The following is an 18,171-nucleotide window of genomic DNA, read 5'->3' on the forward strand; positions in this document are numbered from 1 at the left end:
CCACCTCCAGGCCTGGCGAAGAAACTGCCTCGTAAGTATGTCTATTAGTTCGTTTTCTATTGGTTATTATAATGGGTAATCTCTTAAAGTATGAACAACTTCTTCCAGTCTCATGCCACGGGAGGCTTTCACAAGCACGATGTCTCTCGGGCTCAACTGCTTCAGGAGCGCTCCGATCAATTCCTCTTTATCGGTAAAAGAAAACACCCTGCCCTCGGGCATATTCTCAAGCGCGCCTTCGGCGATCCGTAGCGAGAGCGGACCGTAAGTATAGACGTAATCCGTTTTGCCGGCGTCCAAATAACGGCCGATCGACCGATGAAGCTCTTCTTCTTCCTGTCCTAATTCCAGCATGTCTCCAAGCACAACCGTTTTGCTGCGATAGCCTTTCATCGGCGCGAACATGTCGATCGCCGCGCGGACGGCGGTTGGACTGGAATTGTATGCGTCGTTGACGATCGTCAATCCGCTGGCGGCTTGAATCACTTCCGTGCGCATGCCTGTCATGTCGAGTTGGCCGAGCCCGGATCGAATCGACTCGTCCGTTACGCCGAAATGTCGGGCTACCGCGATCGCCGCCAGCGCGTTCATGACGTTATGCTGTCCCATAAGCGGGATCGTATAGCTTTGTTCGCTTGCGCCGTTCGTCGTAAAGATCGTCCGGCTCGTATGAAACATCATTCCCGTCGGATAGTGATCGTTCGTTTCGGATAATCCGAAGCGTACCCTTGCCGGCGGAGCCGAACGGCCGAAATCCGTCTCTGCCAGACATCGATCCAGCAACGGTTCGTCGCCGTTATAAATGAGCACGCCGTCTTCCCGCAAGCCGCTGACGATTTCCAGCTTCGCTCTCGCAATTTCTTCGCGCGATCCGAGTTGGAGCAAGTGCGCTTCGCCGATATTTGTAATAACGGCGACTTCCGGCCGCGCAATGCGCGACAGAAGCTCGATTTCCCCGCGCCCGCTCATGCCCATTTCCAGCACGGCGATTTCCGTTCGTTCGTCCATTTCCAAGATCGTGAGCGGCAGACCGATATGATTATTGTAATTTCCTTGCGTTTTATGAACGTTATAGGTCGTGCTTAAGACGGAATAGATCATGTCTTTGGTCGTCGTTTTTCCGTTGCTGCCGGTCACTCCGATCACGCGGACGGCCCGTTCCCGGACATAGGCCGCAGCCAGCCGTTGCAGCGCCGCCAGCGGATCGTCCACAATAATAAGCGGCCTTTCTTGCAATCCGCTTGGAACGGCGATGTCCTTCCGCCATACGGAGGCGGCGATGCCGCTCGCGAACGCTTCTTCGACGAACCGGTGCCCGTCGAACTTCTCCCCGCTTAACGGGACGAACAGGCTGCCTTCCGTCAATTTGCGGGTATCGGTCACAACGCCCGCAACTTTTACCAATTCCGTATCCGAATCGGTGCCTGTCAATGTTCCGCCGCACATATCGGCCAATTCACGCAATGTTTTATTAATCACAATACTTTGCCCCTTATCGCTTCTTTGGCAACGAGTCTATCGTCAAAGTCGTAATTGACCCCTTGAATCGTTTGATAGGTTTCATGTCCTTTCCCCGCAATCAATACTACATCGTCGGGGCTTGCCATTTCAATAGCCTTTTGTATCGCAGTGCGCCGGTCGACGACGAGTTCGTAAGATTGCCGGCCGCCACTTGGGTCCGTCAAGCCTTGCTCGATATCTTGCAAGATGCGGTACGGATCTTCCGTACGCGGATTGTCGGAAGTGACCAGAAGGTAGTCCGCATAATCGGCGGCAATGCGCCCCATAACCGGCCGTTTGGTCCGGTCGCGGTCCCCGCCGCAGCCGAACACGCAATAAATGCGGCCTTTGGCAAATTCCTTCACCGTTTTGAGCACATTTTCAAGCCCGTCCGGCGTATGCGCATAATCGACAATGACGGCGAAGGGCTGGCCTTCATCGACCGCTTCGACACGCCCGGCAACGCCCGGCATCCCCTCCAGGCTCGACTTGATCCGCTCCAGGGGAACGCCCTCCGCGAGCGTGGCTGCGATCGCCGCCAACGCGTTATACACATTGAATTTGCCGACCATCTTCAGCCGGATATCCGTTTCGCCGGCAAACGTCCGGACATGAAAGCTCGTTCCTTTCGCGGTCACTTCGATGTTCGACGCATATACGTCTGCGCTCTCCCGCAAACCGTAAGTGATGACTTCGGCCGAAGTCAATTTCCGGAAATAGGGCGAAGCTTCGTCGTCCTCGTTCAAAACGGCGTATCGCCGTTCTTCCGGAGAACCGGAGAACTCGTTGCCCATACGGGAGAAGAACAAACCCTTGGCAGCCCGGTATTCTTCCATCGTTTTATGGTAATCCAAATGATCCTGCGTCAAATTCGTAAAAATCGCGGTGCGGAATCGGCAACCTTTCACGCGCCCCTGCTCCAATGCATGCGAAGAGACCTCCATGACGCAGCAGGCTGCGCCGTGTTCCGCCATCGCATGCAGCGACTGCTGCAATTCCAGCGCATCCGGCGTCGTTCGCGACATATCGAACGTCCGGCCGCCGTAGCGCATTTGAATCGTTCCGATGATGCCTGTATGTTGGCCGAAATCGTTCATAATGCGTTCCACCAAATAAGTGGTGGTCGTTTTGCCGTTTGTGCCCGTTACACCGATCAATTTCAATCGACGGCTCGGGAAGCCGTAATAATAATCGGCGAATACCGCCATCGCATGCCGGCAATCTTTCACGACGATTTGCGGCAGCCCAACCTCCAGTTTCCGCTGCACGACGAGCGCCGCCGCGCCTGACTGGACCGCTTTATCGGCATAGTCGTGCCCGTCGACCGTATGTCCCGGCAAACATATGAATAAATCTCCCGGCTTCACTTTGCGAGAATCCGTTTCGATGCCGGTTATTTCCGTTCCGCCTTCCCCTTCGATCCGTGCGGTCACCAGCAAAGAAGCGAGCTCCGTTACTTGCATGTCATACCCCTCCGTCCAATGTTCCCCAACCTGCTGCAGTCTAGGCAGATGAAGAATATCTGTCACTATCATCATTCACTCTTATTCGTTTCTTCATTCCCCATATAAATGCGGATCGTAGATCCTTTCTCCACGCGCGCTCCCGGCTTCGGCGCCTGGCTGACGACAACCGGGCCGGTTCCCGACTTAGCGAGCGAGAAATCCATATGCAAATCCTCGTAAATATCGACGAGCGACATTCCTACTAAATTCGGCACTTTCACGAGCGGCGTTTCGTTATATTTATATTCGCGCGCCAATTGATCTTTACGGGGTTCGACTCCCATATATTGCAGCGTATCGGTCATAATATTTTTGACGATCGGCGCCGCGACGACGCCGCCGAATTGAATCCCTTGCGGGTTATCCACCGCTATGTACACGACAATTTGCGGATCGTCCGCCGGAGCGAAGGCGATGAAAGAAACGATATGTTCGCTAGCGGAATATTTGCCGTTAACAACTTTCTGCGCCGTCCCCGTCTTGCCACCGACACGATAGCCGTCGATAAAGGCAGGGCGTCCCGTTCCTTTCGCGACGACGCTCTCCAGCGCCTCGCGCACCAATTTGGACGTTTCCGGGGAAATGACCTCCCTGACGAGCTCCGGTTCCACTTCCTTGACGACTTCGCCGGTTACCGGATGAATCCACGCTTTGGCCACATGCGGCTTAAACAGCTTGCCGCCGTTCACCGCCGCCGCTACCGCCGCTACCTGTTGAATCGGCGTCACCGAAACCCCTTGGCCGAATGCCGTCGTAGCGAGCTCTACCGGACCGACGCGCGAAGGCTTGAATAAGATCCCCGTCGCCTCGCCGTTCAAATCGATGCCGGTTTTCGCCCCGAATCCGAAATTGCGTATGTACTCGAATAATTTGTCTTTCCCGAGCCGTTGGCCGAGCGCCACGAAGCCGGGGTTGCATGAATTTTCCACCACCTGCATAAAAGTTTCGCTTCCATGCCCGCCGCGCTTCCAGCAGCGCAGAAACGACCCGCTTACTTCAATGAATCCCGGATCGTAGAAGTGATCGTGCTTCAGATCGACTTTTCCCTCTTGCAGCGCGGCGGCCAATGTAATGATCTTAAACGTGGAACCCGGCTCGTAAGTCATCCAAATCGGCAAATTCCGGTTATAAATGTCCGCCGGATAATCTCTATAATTGCCGGGATCGTATCCCGGACGGCTTCCCATCGCCAAAATCTCGCCCGTCTTCGGATCCATCGCGATCGACAAAATCGAATTCGGCTGAAATTTGAGCATCGCCTGATCAAGTTCCCGCTCCATTATTGTCTGAATATATTTGTCGATCGTCAATTGCAAATTTAATCCATCTCTCGGTTCAACATATTTTTCCGTCGAATTCGGCATCTGGCGATTGGCCGCGTCCGCCAAATACGAAACGTTGCCCTCGCTGCCTTTCAATTCATTGTCGTACTTGACTTCCACTCCCGTCAAGCCTTGATTCTCGATCCCGACAAATCCCAGAATATGTGCGGCCAACCCGTCGTACGGGTAGTATCTTTTATTGTCTTCCGCGACATAAATTCCCGGTAAATTCAAATTGCGGATTTCTTGGGCTTTCTCCATCGTAATTTTCCGCCCGCCCGGTTGAATACGCACAATTCTTTCGCGTTTCGTTAATTGGCCGTATATTTTGTCCTCGGGCATACCCAGCGCCGCGGCAAGCCGGCTCGCCGTCGATTTCGCTTCCTTCACTTGGGCCGGTACGGCCATAATCGTCGGCGAACTGACATTATACGCTAGACGTTCGCCGTTGCGGTCCCATATTTCTCCGCGCTTTGCGGTAAAAGGTATTTGGCGTCTCCATGAATTTTCCGCCTTCTCCGTCAACTCCGCTCCCTTCCATAACTGCAAATAGCCGAGACGAATACATAAGGCGGCAAATCCGATCGTAATAAGCACAATCGATAAGAACAATCTGCGCCGAACGGTAACATTCGAACCTTTCACATCGGCCCCTCCTGTCTCCTCATAATTATGACGGTTTCATAATCATGACTATTCGGGACAAACAGGGGTTAGAACAAGCTATTCCTCCGCCTTCTCCGATTCGTCTTCCGCCGAATCGGACGGTGCGGACGGTTCCAAAGTAAATTCCGCTTTCCGCACGTCGCCGTTTTGCGTAACCGTCTGTTCGACGACATAACCTTCGCCTGAAACGGAATAATCGATGCCAAGCAAGGAGCACATTTCGATGACATCCCGCAAGGACGCTCCTTTCATATCGGGCACATCCATATTTTTCGGATCTTCCGTAAAGAGATAGACCCGCTTGCTTTGCGGCAGAGGCAATCCCGCCTCCGGATATTGGCCGATGACTTCGTCCCCGTCGCCGATCGTTTCAAACGTAATTCCGGCATGGGTCAACTGGCTTTTCGCGTCCGCCGTTCTCTGCTTCGTCACGCTAGGCACTAACGTACGCGGTATCGTTTTCTCTTTCCCCTCCTTCTTCTCTGTCTGCTGCGCAGACTTGTTGGACGGGATGTTCATGTACCGGAGCGATTGGCTGACGATCTCCTTGAATGCGGGGGCGGCGACCGATCCTCCTCCGGCGTACGGGTCGTTCGGTTCATCCACAATGATATAGACAAGAATTTTCGGATCTTCGACCGGGGCGTACCCGATGAAGGAGACAACATATTTCCCGTCGACATACTTCCCGTTGACCGCTTTTTGCGCCGTTCCCGTTTTACCGGCGACGCGATAGCCCTCGATATAAGCATTTCTACCGCTGCCAATCTTCTGGTCGGAAACGACTTGCTCTAGATATTCGCCGACTTTGCGGGAAGTTTCTTCCGAAATGACTTTGCGCACGACTTCCGGTTCCGTTTTTGTTCTCTCACCCGTTACCGGATCTACGATTTCCTTAATAATGTGAGGTTTTAACAGCGTTCCGCCGTTAGCGACAGCGGCAATGCCCGCAACCTGTTGGATCGGCGTGACGACAACCCCGCCTTGGCCGAATGTTGCCGTTGCCACGTCGATCGTTCTTTCGATAGAGACGGTCCCTCTGCTTTCTCCGGGCAGTTCGATGCCTGTTTTTTGGCCGAAACCGAAATCATGGATATATTGTTTTACTTTCTCCTCCCCCAATTTCTCAATCCCTAGCTTAACGAATGCAACGTTACTGGAGCGCTTGACCCCTTCCAATAACGTAATTTCTCCCCATCCGCCCCGCTTCACGTCGCGAATCGGTTTAGGCCAGCCTTTTACTTTAATTTGGCCTGACATGTACCACTCATTGGGATTAAAAAGGCCTTCCTCGACCGCCGCGGCCAGGGTTACGATTTTAAACGTGGAACCCGGCTCGTAAATCGAACGAATCGCGTGGTCGTAGAATGCGGCCTGGCTCCCCGCTTCCCAATACGAATTCGGGTTGAAATTCGGCATATTCGCCATGGCCAATATTTCCATCGTTTTCGGATCTGCCGCTATGGCCGTCACGCTGACCGGTTTGTATTGGTCGTAAATGGATTGGATCGCTTTTTCCGTATAGTGCTGTATCGTTTCGTCAATCGTGAGCACGATGTTTTTGCCGTCCGTTTTCGGTTTGTAGACTTCATTGGCTGTCGGCAGCTTATAGCCTTTTCTATCCTTTTCGTACGAGATGGAACCGGGTATGCCTCTCAGCAACTCGTCGTAATAGGATTCCAGCCCGTTGACAGGCTTATCTTCTTTGTCCATATAGCCTAATATATGCGACGCCAACGTTTCCTTCGGATAATACCTTTTATCCATTTCCAGCAAATAAATGCCTACGTCTTTTTGTTCGGTTTCCTTGCTTAATGCCGCGATCTCCTCTTTCAACCGTTCCGCAACTTCAACGTCGACCTTCCAGCCTTCCGGATGCACTTCGCGCTGCTGATAAAAGTCGCCGTCGTCTTTTTTCGCCGTTGCGATTTTATACAATTCATCCTTCGGCTTGTTCAATATTCCGTGCAGAATGTCTACGACTTCGTCAGCAATTTTCAAATGATCGATAATTTTCGGGCTGACCGCAACCGTATAGGCGGGAGCATCCATCGCAAGCGCGCTCCCGTTCCGGTCGTAAATCGTGCCTCGAACCGGATTTAACGTAATTTGCGCCGACCAGGTTTCCTTTGCCTTCACTTGCCAAAATTCCGCGTTCGCGACTTGGAACCAAAAGACTCGGGCCAATAGAATAAAAAAAAGGATGGTAAAACATCCCCCAATAAACATGGTGCGAATTCTTATTCTTTTCTTCATTCAAAATCCCTCACTGTGCCGTGCTTGTTTTCACATTTTTGCCTTTGGAGCCGGTAGTATGTACGTCAATTTCATCCCCGTCCGCCGCTCGCGCAATCAGCCCGAGTTTTTCCGCTTCTTCCCGAATCCGTTCCGGACTTTCAAGTTTTTCTTTCTCGATTTTCAAAACCGCGATTTCCTGCTGCATTGTTTGAATCTCCCGATTCATTTGCTGCATTTGCGTATTCAAATCGTAGATTTGCGCGTAACGCCATATGATGACCCCGGCGACAAACACACAAATAACGATCGTGAACAAATAGAGCAGCTTTTCCTGCATCGGCAGCGCTACTTTCCGCTTTACGACTTTCGTCGTTTCGCGGTATCGTTCGGGAGTGCGATTAATTTTCTTTTCTTGCAAGGCTAGATTGCCGCGTACATAGGCCATACGGTATACCCTCCAACAAATCATTCATAATGATTGTTCAATGCAACTTTCGCGATTTTTTGAACCCGAAATCATTTACAGCTTTTCCGCAATTCTCAATTTTGCCGAACGCGCGCGCGGATTGGAATCCAATTCCTCGTCGCTCGGCAATGTCGGCTTTCGGTTAATCAGTTTCAACGTGCTTGTTTTGCCGCAAACGCACATCGGAAAATCCGGGGGACAGGTACATTTTTCAATGTAGCTCGCAAATGTTTGCTTGCATATCCGGTCTTCCAACGAATGAAACGTAATGACCGATACGCGTCCGCCCGGCGCCAGGCAGCGGATCGTCTTATGCAAAGCTTCTTCGAAAGCGCCTAGCTCGTCGTTCACCGCAATCCGCAGCGCCTGGAAGCTGCGCTTGGCGGGATGTCCGCCCGTTCTGCGTGCGGCGGCCGGAATGCCCGCTTTCACCAGCTCGGCGAGTTGTCCCGTCGATTCGATCGGCTGCTGCGCGCGAGCTTGCACGATTGTTTTCGCGATTCTGCGCGAAAACTTCTCTTCCCCGTACTCGAACAAAATGCGGGCAATTTCTTGTTCGGACCAACGATTGACGATTTCGTAAGCCGTCAATTCCCCCGTTCGGTCCATGCGCATATCGAGCGGCGCGTCGTGATTGTAGCTGAATCCGCGATCGGCCTCATCGAGCTGAGGCGACGACACGCCTAGATCGAACAGCACGCCATCCACCTGCGGGATGCCGTCTCGTTGCGGTACGCCGCAATTCAGCAGCGTTTCTTCGATGTATCTAAAGTTCGTTTTCACCAGTTGAATGCGATCCTTGTAATCGGCAAGCCGGGTTTCGGCATTGGCAAGCGCCAGATCGTCCTGATCGAAAGCAATCAATTTGCCTTCGCCGTTAAGCTTGGAAGCGATGGAAGCGCTATGCCCCGCCCCGCCTAACGTACAATCGACATAGATTCCGTCGGGCTTGATGTTAAGGCCCGCTACGGCCTCTTCTTTTAGAACCGTGATGTGATGAAACAACGTTAAGCCCCCTATACTGCTTTCGTTATGGCACCCTTCGAAGCCAGGCGAGCCGCAGAACCGTTATAAGTCAAAATTAAAATCCACCAGCTTCTCGGCAATCTCGTTGAACGCTTCTTCCGATTGCTCAAAATAGTTTTCCCAAATGTCTTTGCTCCAAATTTCCACCCGATTGGATACGCCGATGACGACGCATTCCTTATCAAGCTTTGCATATTGGCGCAAATTGGCCGGTATGTTTACCCTGCCCTGTTTATCCCACTCGCATTCCGTCGCCCCGGAAAAAAAGAACCTTGTAAACGCGCGGGCGTCGGATTTCATCAGAGGCAAAGCTTTCAGCTTCTGCTCGAGCAATGCCCACTCCTCTTTCGGATAAACGAATAAACATTGGTCCAAGCCGCGGGTAAGTACAAATGAGGATCCGAGAGGTTCGCGGAACTTCGCAGGCACGATCATTCGACCTTTATCGTCAATGCTGTGTTGATATTCGCCCATGAACATCGGCCGCTCCACCCCTTACCCCAAGTCTCCCACTTTACACCACTTTTCACCACCAATGACATATTAATTCGCCGAAACAAACAAAAATCCTGCTATGCAAGCAGGATTTTTTCAAAATTATTAAATTTTTGTTGCCAAACATCCTAAAATTATGTTAATCTTTCTTTTCGTCTTGTTCGGAAGGTCCGATTTGTCCGGCCAATTTCTTTTTCGCTTTCCATTTCTTGCGGTAAACGCCCCAGTAAACAGCGGCGGCAATCGACAAAAGAACGAGGATTGGCAGCGCTCCGACGACAAAAAGGACGATTCCTTGCAGAAATGCGACCGTCCATTGCCAACTGGTCGACAGCGTGGAGGAAATTCGTTCGCCGAACGGTTTTTTCGACTTGATCGACGCTTGATCGGCATCTTCTAAAGTCTGATACAGTCGAAGATTGACGGTGGAAAAGGCGACGTTTTGTTCCAGGTAACGCATTCTCCCTTTAATCCGCTCGATCTCTTCCTGAACGCTTCCGAGCTCGGACGAGAACCGGACGAGATCGTCCGCTTTCTGCGCCTTTTCCATAAACGAGAGGAGGCGGGCCTCTACCACTTGCTTCGCTTTCAATCTCGCTTCCAGATCGACGTATTCTTCCGTCACATCGTTTGCCTGCAAGTTGCGCGAAAATTCGAGATGCTTCATCTGCTCCAATTGCTGGATAAAATTCATGAATCCGCCGGACGGGACCTTCACAGTGAAGGTTCCGCCAAGTTCATAGAGACTTTTCTGGTCCGAAAATTCCAGAACGTACCCCCCTGCCAGTTGGACGCGGTTCAACAGTTCGCTTTGCGCCTTGACGTAATCTTCCACTTCCATGGAAAGATCGGCGCGATAAATAAGTTTTCGATTGAACCCCTCGTCCGCTGCAATCGCATCCGTGCCCATTCCGGCAGCGGAATGCGCCGAATCGGAAGCGTATTCCCCGCTCTCCGCTTCAAGCGCTTGCGGAGCTTCCGCCTGTGGCGCTTTATTCATCGATGCCTTCGTGTCCGACGCAAGCGATTCGGTGCTCGAGTATTGCGCAGACCCGGCGTCCGAAGCGCTGTCAGATTTGCCGGCGCTGCTGCAACCCGCGATAAGCGCGGCCAACAACAAGCATGCGCCAATCATTGCAAACGTTTTCCTCACATGTTTTGTCAAAATGACAACCCCCTTGCCTTTCGGCGTCTTAATTATGAATTTCCATGTTTTTCATAAAGACGAAACCGATAGCAAAGAGGTTGCACCGTCCGAAAAAATAGATATGATTACAAGCTCCGAAGCGGAGAAATGCTGGATCCGATTTGCGTCATTGCCGCATCGCTAACGAGTCCGAGCCTCCATATGGCGACTCCCTTCAAGTCATAACGTTTGGCGAGCCCGATCTTGCTGCCTACCGATTGCTCATTCTCGCTCCCCATGGAAATGCCGAGCACCAATTTCTCTTTCGGAACTTCCTGCAATGCGAGGCGAATCGCTTCGTCCACTCTTTTCAGCGGTTCGGGCCCCTTCTCCCCCTCGTAAGCGTAGGCCATCACGATCATTTCATCGGCCAAAGCGCCTAGGGCGGCATAGTCATAGCCTCGGTACGCGCCGTTCAGCGGATGCAGAACGAGCGAAAGCTTCAAGCCCGCTTTTTTCGTTTCTGCGGCGAGCTTTTTGACAAAAGCGGTATAGCTTGCCTTCGCTTTGTCGATGTCGCCCGTAAGTCCCAGTCCTTCGAAATCGAGCGAAATGCCCGAAAATTTCTTCTCTAGCGCCAGCTTCACCATCTCGGCGACGGCATTCTCCGTCAGGGCCGGATCTTCGATCAGCCTGGTCAATTCCCCGGTATCGTCTCCGGCGAAAACCATCAAGTATGCGGCGGCCCCTTCCTGCGATGCGTCGGCGACAATTTGTTCGGGAGTTACGTCGCCGGCCGGTTTCGGCCAGTAAAAGTCTTTCCCTTCCGTTGTCAGCCGCCCATCGCCGTCAATTCTTGCCCAGCCGAAAGATACGGCGTCGAAATGTTCGATCAAATGTTTTTGTCCGAAGGATGAGATCGCGTAGAATGCTAAACTGTACATGTCCGTTTGCGGGGAAACGATACGGACCGTTTTCGTTGCGGCATCCCAAGAGACGTCCGCGCCGAATTGTTTGCTGAAGAAGCTTAACGGAATGAGTGTTGTGCCTCCTGCGCTTACAGGGCTAACCGAAAGCGCAACCGGCGCGCCGTCAACTTTCGCGGTCGTGCTGTTCAATTCCAGCACGACTTCTTTATCCCCGTCTGCCGTTTTCTTCACGGCCGTAATCGTCTTCGATGCCGCGTCCCATGCAACCGGAATGCGCAGCGCTTCGGCGATGGCGCGGAAAGGGACCATCGTCGTTCCGTCTATTATTTTCGGTTCTGCGGGAAATGATAGAGGATAGTCGTCCAGCAAAATCGTCGTCTTCGATTCGGCGTTCGCAGACGGGACGTTTGCCATAAACGGGACGAGACAAAGCAAAAGTGCGAGAGAGAATTGCCATCTTTTCTTCTCCATAATATTCCTCCTAATAATTGGGGCGTACTCTATTATTATAGTAATAGATGAATAGGAGGAGCAAGAGATTGATAGCTTGGCGACACAATACGTACTTTCGTTAGAATGGGAACGTCTTCATTTTGAGGCCAATAAGGATGGTCAATTTCGTTAGCGCCGAACAAGAGCGCCGCGCGAATCGCCTTCGAAATGGAGGAAGGCATCTCCTTGTATATGCGCAATAAAGCCAGTTTCATCAGCGGTGGCGAATGAGTAAAATTAATTTAATTTGCATTTTTTAATCTGTTTAATTTAAGTATGAGCAGTTATCGGTATAACATTGATGCCCTTTTGCGGTCGGGAAGGCATGCGCTTTCGCAGGTTTTGCCGTTCTGCAGGAGCAAGCCGGCCGCTAACGCACTAGCGTAGCATCGAATGTATTACTGTGTTTTCAGCGGACGGTTCCGAAGAGATGGACATTGGTTAGCGGATATTGGAGGCCTTATTTTGTCCATAAGCGCTGTTTTGGCGGAGTGAGCGGATTTTGAGGCAATGGCGTTGCATTAGGGTTGGGGTGATGAATCAGCATAGGCATGACAAAATGTAGACGAAATATCACACACAACGAGCGGCGCAAGCATCGGATCCGTCGATTTTGTTCGAAATTTCATACAATAGTCGCCGTTTATGCAATGCCGTTGCAACGAGAAAATGCATCCGGACCGTACGGCCGTTATTTTGCGTCAAAATCGCTTACTCGCTGTTTAGGCGGACATTGGTTCCTTTATCCGTTCGTTGGGGGCCTATTTTTACGCTTTTGCCACGAATAAAGGATCGTATGTCAGGAAACTGCCCGAAAGCGGGTCGTTTGTCACAATTAACGTCTCCTGTGTCCGCGAACTTGGGGAAGCAGGGCGTTAGAAGAAATGGAGGAGAAAACTGTATTTTCGCAGCTTCGGGAGGAAACTGCCTCCGGTTCTACTGTTCTTTATCGCTGAACCCTTTTCCGAGCGCCGTTTGTTTATCCAATGCAATGTACACCGTAATATTCCCGGTATCATCCGTCGCGGTGCGGCGAAACGTTACGGCGTACACTTCCGACCCGATCAAGTTTTTGTCCAGAAATGCTGCCATATCGCCGATAACGGTCACTTTCTCGACAACCGAATCTTTCGGGCTCGCGACCATTCGCTCCCTTTCCGCATCGGTAAGCTGCCCGAAAGCAACCAACTCAATCGGCACCTCATATTTTTCGGATTCCAGTAGATTGCAACCGCTTAACATTAGCGTAAAAAGCATGGCCAACGGCATAAAAATCCGCTTCATCGCGCGCTCCTTCCTAGCCAAACAACCCGGGCGCAGGCCCGGGCTGTTCGATTCGCCGATTGGCAATTAATGCTCGGCCCAACTGTCAAGATAAGCTTTCTGTTCGGCGCTCAGTTCGTCGATGCCGATGCCGAGCGAGGCAAGTTTAAAGCGCGCCACTTGTTCGTCCAGCTCGTACGGAACGTTCACGACTTTGCTGCCGATTTGCTTGTACTGTTCGTTCACATATTTCAACGACATCGCTTGCAGCGCAAAAGTCATATCCATAATTTCCGCCGGATGTCCGTCGCCTGCCGCGAGGTTAACCAATCGTCCCTCGGCAAGCAAATAAATTTTGCGTCCGTCCTTCAACTGATATTCTTCGATATTGCGGCGAACCGTGCGAACCGAAGAGGACAAAGCGGCAAGTTCCGGTTTATTCACTTCGACGTCGAAATGGCCGGCATTCGAGAGAATCGCGCCGTCCTTCATTACCTCGTAGTGCTCTCCGCGAATGACATCGCGATTGCCGGTTACCGTTACGAACAAGTCCCCGACTTTGGCAGCTTCGCTCATCGGCATAACCGCGAACCCGTCCATATAAGCTTCCACGGCCCGGATTGCGTCGATTTCGGTAACGACGACGTTCGCGCCGAGTCCTTTGGCGCGCATCGCCACGCCTTTGCCGCACCAGCCGTAACCGACAACGACGACCGTTTTGCCGGCAACGACGAGATTCGTCGTACGGTTAATGCCGTCGAATACGGATTGGCCCGTACCGTAACGGTTGTCGAACAAATATTTGCAGAACGCGTCGTTGACTGCCACCATCGGGAATTTCAATTGCCCGTCTTTTTCCAACGCTTTCAAGCGCAAAATCCCGGTCGTCGTTTCTTCCGCGCCCCCGCGCACTTGCGCGAGCAAATCGGGACGTTCCGAATGCAAGATCGTCACCAAATCCCCGCCGTCGTCGATAATCAAATCCGGCTTCGTCTCCAACGTCTTTACCATCAAATCCTTATATTCCTTCGGATCGGGATTGTATTTGGCGTAAACGGTAATGCCGTCTTCCACCAATGCCGCGCATACGTCGTCCTGCGTCGAGAGCGGATTGCTGCCGGTAATCGTCACTTCGGCCCCGCCAGCTTGCACCACTTTGGCCAAATAAGCCGTTTTCGCTTCCAAGTGAAGGGAAATGGCCACTTTCAACCCTTTGAAGGGCTGCTCCCGCTCGAATTGTTCCCGGATGCGGTTCAGAACGGGCATATGCGCTTTGACCCAATCAATCTTTAAGTGGCCTTCCGGCGCTAAATTCAAATCGGTAATCATACTGTTTTGCTTCGCTAACGTACTCATGAAAAAACCTCCTTTTAATGCATGTTCAAAAAGTCATTCCTCTTATAGATATATAAGTCGATGCTGCCCGGATATATCAAGGGGAATTTCCATGATGTCCGAAATAAGGGTCTCCCCATACCGGTTCAAATACGCAAAGATATTATAAACGCGTTCCTGCGGTTTGCCAAGGGGCAAGAGCGACATTTGAATGCGTTCCCACTGTTTCAATTCGGCATCGTTCTGCTTCGCAATCGCTTCGAACGCGCGCTGCTCCAAATATGCGATCTGATCCAGCACTCGCTGCCGATTCGTTTCGCCCAGCTTGCCCAAACCCGGCTGTATGAGCGTCAGTTTGCCCAACAGCGGGGCGTACATTCGCTCCACTTCCGTCTTCAATGCCGCAAATTGCTCATCAAGTTCAAGCGAGTCCTGCCCCTTGAGCCAAGCGTCCCGGCGCTCGGCGAACTTGTCGCCGATGTCGGCAAACCGCAAGCCGAATTTGTCCATATGCTTCTCCAGCGTACCGTCAAGCAGCGTAAACGCCATCCGCGGCACGATGATCGGCATCCGCATGCGAAATGTCCGAAAGGCCCGGCGCGTTAACGCCCAGTAGGCGATTTCCCCCGGTCCGAGCACTGCAGCCAAGACGGGCAGCAGATGGTCCTGCATAAGAGGGCGGGTGAATACGTTGTTGCTGAACCGTTCGGGATGCAGCCGCGCCTCCTCCCGCAATTGCGAAGCCGTATAGGATACAAGGCCTTTGCGGTCGGTAAACCGCTCTCCTTCCTTATGTAAAAGAAGGCGCATCCCTTCATGCAAAATAAACAGATTCGCGTTGCCTTCAACGACGTCGGCTTGCGGCGCGAACCCGAGACGCCGCACTTCCTCTTCCGAAGCGAATAGCGCCCGCTCGAGCTCATCGTTGTCCGCGATCAGCCGTTCGAACATTCCCGCTTCAACCCGTCTTAGCCCGGGATCGGCCGAATCAAGCAGCACCAATCCGTATTGGCCGAACAGCCAGCCAATCATGCGGGCGAAATAATCGCTCAACGTCGCGGACTCCGAGGCGAATCGCTTCAGTCTCGCAAGCAATGCGGGTTTCCATTCGCTATCCGGCAGCAAGGATGCAAGTTGTTCGATTGCCGCGTCCCACTGTTCCGCTTGGAAGGCGATTCGGCTAATCGAGGTGCGTTCCTCGGTCGGACGGTCCAGCTTAATTCTCTCGGCCTTCAATTCCGGCGACAATACATAGGTATGGTTCACTTCGTCAAAATCGTGATCTTCGCCGGCAATCCAGAACACGGGCACCACTTTGCGACCAAGCTTGCGCTCTGCCATTCGAGCCGTCTGAATAATCGTCGCCGCCTTATAGACGACCAGCAGCGGTCCGGTAAACAAACCGCTTTGCTGCCCGCCGACGACGGCAAGCGTCTCCTCTCTCTCGAGCGCTTCCAACGCCTCGCGTACGGCGTCCGCATCGTTTCGGCCCGCATTATAGCTCCGCAAACATGCGGCCAGCTGCTTGCGATCGACTCGCGTGTCGGCCGATCCGTCAATCCAGGAGGCGCGCGCTTCCCAATCCGTCTGCGGATCGAATTCGAACAGTTCGCGCACTTCTTGAAACCGGCGCATGACATGTTCCGCCAATGGATTGCTTGCGGCGACCGGCCCATTCACAACCTTCATGACTGCCTCCCCTGCCTCCTTATATAAGAACAAATATAAGTTCAAACAAGATATATGATACTCCTTGATTGTACACAACTGCGATTTCAACGTCAAAAGAAACATGAAAGCCGCCGTTTCCGCGGACGGCGGAAGCGGCGGCTTCGTCTAACGATATTATATTTACGCGTAATGGCAAGCGGCCCAATGGCCTTTCTTCACTTCGACGAATTCCGGCTCGACCTGCGCGCATTTCTCCGTCGCCATCGGGCAACGAGTGCGGAAATGGCAGCCGCTCGGCGGATTGATCGGGCTTGGCAAATCGCCCGAGAGCACGATCCGTTCTTTCGCCGCTTCCACTTCCGGATCCGGAATCGGGATCGCGGAGAGCAAAGCTTTCGTATACGGATGAAGCGGATTGTCGTACAGTTCCGCACTGTCGGCGAGCTCTACCATTTTGCCGAGATACATAACCGCGACGCGGTCGCTAATATGCTTGACCATCGACAGATCGTGGGCGATAAACAAATACGTAAGGCCTAATCGGTCTTGCAATTCCTGCAGCAAGTTAACGACTTGCGCCTGGATCGACACGTCCAGCGCTGAAATCGGCTCGTCGCAAATGATAAATTTCGGCTCAACCGCGAGCGCCCGCGCAATTCCGATCCGCTGGCGTTGCCCGCCGGAAAATTCATGCGGATAACGGGTAGCGTGATCCGGGTTCAAACCTACCATATCGAGCAAATCTTCCACTCGTTTCTTGCGTTCCGCCTTGCTGCCAACCAAATGGTGAACGTCCAACGCTTCGCCGATAATGTCGGTTACCGTCATTCTCGGATTCAAGGAAGCGTACGGATCCTGGAATATCATCTGCATTTCCCGGCGCAAGGCTTTCATCTTCGCACCGTTCAAGCTGTAAATATTCGTGCCGTTGAAACGCACTTGCCCGGCGGTAGGTTCGTACAAGCGAAGAACGGTACGGCCCGCCGTTGATTTGCCGCAGCCGGATTCGCCGACGACTCCGAGCGTCTCCCCTTCTTGAATCGAAAAGCTGATATCGTTAACGGCTTTTAATATATTGCCTTTGCCTAAATTGAAATATTTTTTCAAATTATCGACTTCAATCAATGAATGGCTCATGCTTTCACCTCCTGCTTCGCCGACGGGTGAAGCAGCCAGCAACGGGACATATGCGTCTCGCTCAGCGTTGTGGCTTCAGGCGCAACCTTCTCGCAAATGCGCATCGCATGATCGCAGCGCGCGCAGAAGCCGCATCCCGCCGGAGGCTTGATCAAATCGGGCGGCGTGCCGAGAATCGGAACGAGCGGCTCGTCCTTCCCTTGATCGAGTCTGGGCAGCGAACGAAGCAAACCGCGAGTATACGGATGCTGCGGATTTTTGAACACTTCCCATTTCGTTCCCGTTTCCACCACTTCGCCGGCATACATAACGACGACGCGGTCGCACATATCCGCAACGACGCCGAGATCATGCGTAATGAGAATGATCGATGTGCCCAAGCGCTGCTGCATTTCTTTCATCACCCGCAAAATTTGCGCTTGAATCGTCACATCAAGCGCCGTTGTCGGCTCGTCTGCGATGAGCAGCGACGGATTGCATGCCAGCGCGATCGCAATCATCGCACGCTGCCGCATCCCGCCGGAGAATTCATGCGGATATTGATTGAACCGCGATTCCGGGTTCGGAATGCCTACCAATTTCAGCATTTCAACGGCCCGGTCGCGGGCGTCCTTCGCGGACATGTTCTGATGCTTGATCAGCCCTTCGGTAATTTGCTTGCCGATCGGAATGACCGGATTGAGCGATGTCATCGGATCCTGGAAGATCATGCCCATATCTTTGCCGCGGACCGATTCCATCTCTTTTTCCGTCTTGCTCAATATATCTTGGCCCTTAAACGTAATCGAGCCTTGTTTAATCACGCTAGGAGGAGTAGGTAGTAATCGCATAATGGTCTGCGCCGTTACGCTTTTTCCGCATCCCGATTCGCCGACGATCGCCACCGCTTCTCCTTCGTTCACTTGCAAATTCACCCCGCGCACAGCTTTAACTTCCCCGCCGCGCACATGAAACGATACGTGTAAATCTTTAATATCCAATATCGGTTGCATACCTTCCC

15 protein-coding genes are annotated in these 18,171 nt (G+C 52.5%); all 15 read right to left on the reverse strand.

Features of this window, described 5'->3' with window-relative positions; translation table 11 throughout:
- Positions 1–66 precede the first annotated feature (66 nt).
- Entirely contained in the window at positions 67–1,479 is a 1,413-nt protein-coding gene (gene murF, locus LQ229_RS10085) for a UDP-N-acetylmuramoyl-tripeptide--D-alanyl-D-alanine ligase (RefSeq protein WP_230191642.1), read from the reverse strand.
- On the reverse strand, positions 1,476–2,963 hold the full coding sequence (locus LQ229_RS10090; protein WP_230191683.1) for a UDP-N-acetylmuramoyl-L-alanyl-D-glutamate--2,6-diaminopimelate ligase: 1,488 nt from the start codon (positions 2,961–2,963) through the stop codon (positions 1,476–1,478). Before LQ229_RS10090 ends, murF begins: the two co-directional genes overlap by 4 nt.
- 71 nt (positions 2,964–3,034) lie before the next feature.
- Positions 3,035–4,972 (reverse strand): stage V sporulation protein D, encoded by a 1,938-nt coding sequence (locus LQ229_RS10095; protein ID WP_216536252.1) that lies wholly within the window; start codon positions 4,970–4,972, stop codon positions 3,035–3,037.
- A 78-nt stretch (positions 4,973–5,050) separates the two neighbouring features.
- Positions 5,051–7,132: a penicillin-binding transpeptidase domain-containing protein gene (locus LQ229_RS10100; RefSeq protein WP_230191643.1), complete on the reverse strand. Its 2,082-nt coding sequence runs from the start codon at positions 7,130–7,132 to the stop codon at positions 5,051–5,053.
- Positions 7,133–7,259: 127 nt separating this feature from the next.
- The gene (gene ftsL / locus LQ229_RS10105) at positions 7,260–7,676 is read right to left on the reverse strand and encodes a cell division protein FtsL (RefSeq protein WP_216536250.1); all 417 of its coding nucleotides are present in this window, start codon (positions 7,674–7,676) and stop codon (positions 7,260–7,262) included.
- Between the two features lie 75 nt (positions 7,677–7,751).
- Positions 7,752–8,702, reverse strand: coding sequence for a 16S rRNA (cytosine(1402)-N(4))-methyltransferase RsmH (gene rsmH / locus LQ229_RS10110; protein ID WP_230191644.1), 951 nt, complete (start codon positions 8,700–8,702; stop codon positions 7,752–7,754).
- Positions 8,703–8,765: 63 nt separating this feature from the next.
- On the reverse strand, positions 8,766–9,203 hold the full coding sequence (mraZ, locus tag LQ229_RS10115) for a division/cell wall cluster transcriptional repressor MraZ (protein ID WP_230191645.1): 438 nt from the start codon (positions 9,201–9,203) through the stop codon (positions 8,766–8,768).
- A gap of 154 nt (positions 9,204–9,357) precedes the next feature.
- On the reverse strand, positions 9,358–10,383 hold the full coding sequence (locus tag LQ229_RS10120; RefSeq protein WP_230191646.1) for a DUF4349 domain-containing protein: 1,026 nt from the start codon (positions 10,381–10,383) through the stop codon (positions 9,358–9,360).
- A gap of 107 nt (positions 10,384–10,490) precedes the next feature.
- A complete protein-coding gene (locus LQ229_RS10125) occupies positions 10,491–11,744 on the reverse strand; it encodes a stalk domain-containing protein (RefSeq protein WP_230191647.1) in 1,254 nt (417 codons plus the stop codon).
- A 35-nt stretch (positions 11,745–11,779) separates the two neighbouring features.
- A complete protein-coding gene (locus LQ229_RS10130; protein WP_230191648.1) occupies positions 11,780–11,980 on the reverse strand; it encodes a hypothetical protein in 201 nt (66 codons plus the stop codon).
- A gap of 721 nt (positions 11,981–12,701) precedes the next feature.
- Positions 12,702–13,049, reverse strand: a complete 348-nt coding sequence (locus LQ229_RS10135; RefSeq protein WP_216536245.1) for a hypothetical protein — start codon at positions 13,047–13,049, stop codon at positions 12,702–12,704.
- Between the two features lie 66 nt (positions 13,050–13,115).
- Positions 13,116–14,384 (reverse strand): adenosylhomocysteinase, encoded by a 1,269-nt coding sequence (locus tag LQ229_RS10140; RefSeq protein ID WP_216536244.1) that lies wholly within the window; start codon positions 14,382–14,384, stop codon positions 13,116–13,118.
- A gap of 42 nt (positions 14,385–14,426) precedes the next feature.
- The gene (bshC, locus tag LQ229_RS10145; RefSeq protein WP_216536243.1) at positions 14,427–16,052 is read right to left on the reverse strand and encodes a bacillithiol biosynthesis cysteine-adding enzyme BshC; all 1,626 of its coding nucleotides are present in this window, start codon (positions 16,050–16,052) and stop codon (positions 14,427–14,429) included.
- Between the two features lie 162 nt (positions 16,053–16,214).
- Positions 16,215–17,171 carry an oligopeptide/dipeptide ABC transporter ATP-binding protein gene (locus LQ229_RS10150; protein WP_230191649.1) on the reverse strand — a complete coding sequence of 319 codons (957 nt, stop codon included), beginning with the start codon at positions 17,169–17,171 and terminating at the stop codon, positions 16,215–16,217.
- Entirely contained in the window at positions 17,168–18,163 is a 996-nt protein-coding gene (locus LQ229_RS10155) for an ABC transporter ATP-binding protein (RefSeq protein ID WP_230191650.1), read from the reverse strand. Before LQ229_RS10155 ends, LQ229_RS10150 begins: the two co-directional genes overlap by 4 nt.
- Positions 18,164–18,171: the final 8 nt, after the last annotated feature.

Source organism: Paenibacillus sp. CECT 9249 (genome assembly GCF_918697855.1).
Classification (GTDB): Bacteria; Bacillota; Bacilli; order Paenibacillales; family Paenibacillaceae; genus MSJ-34.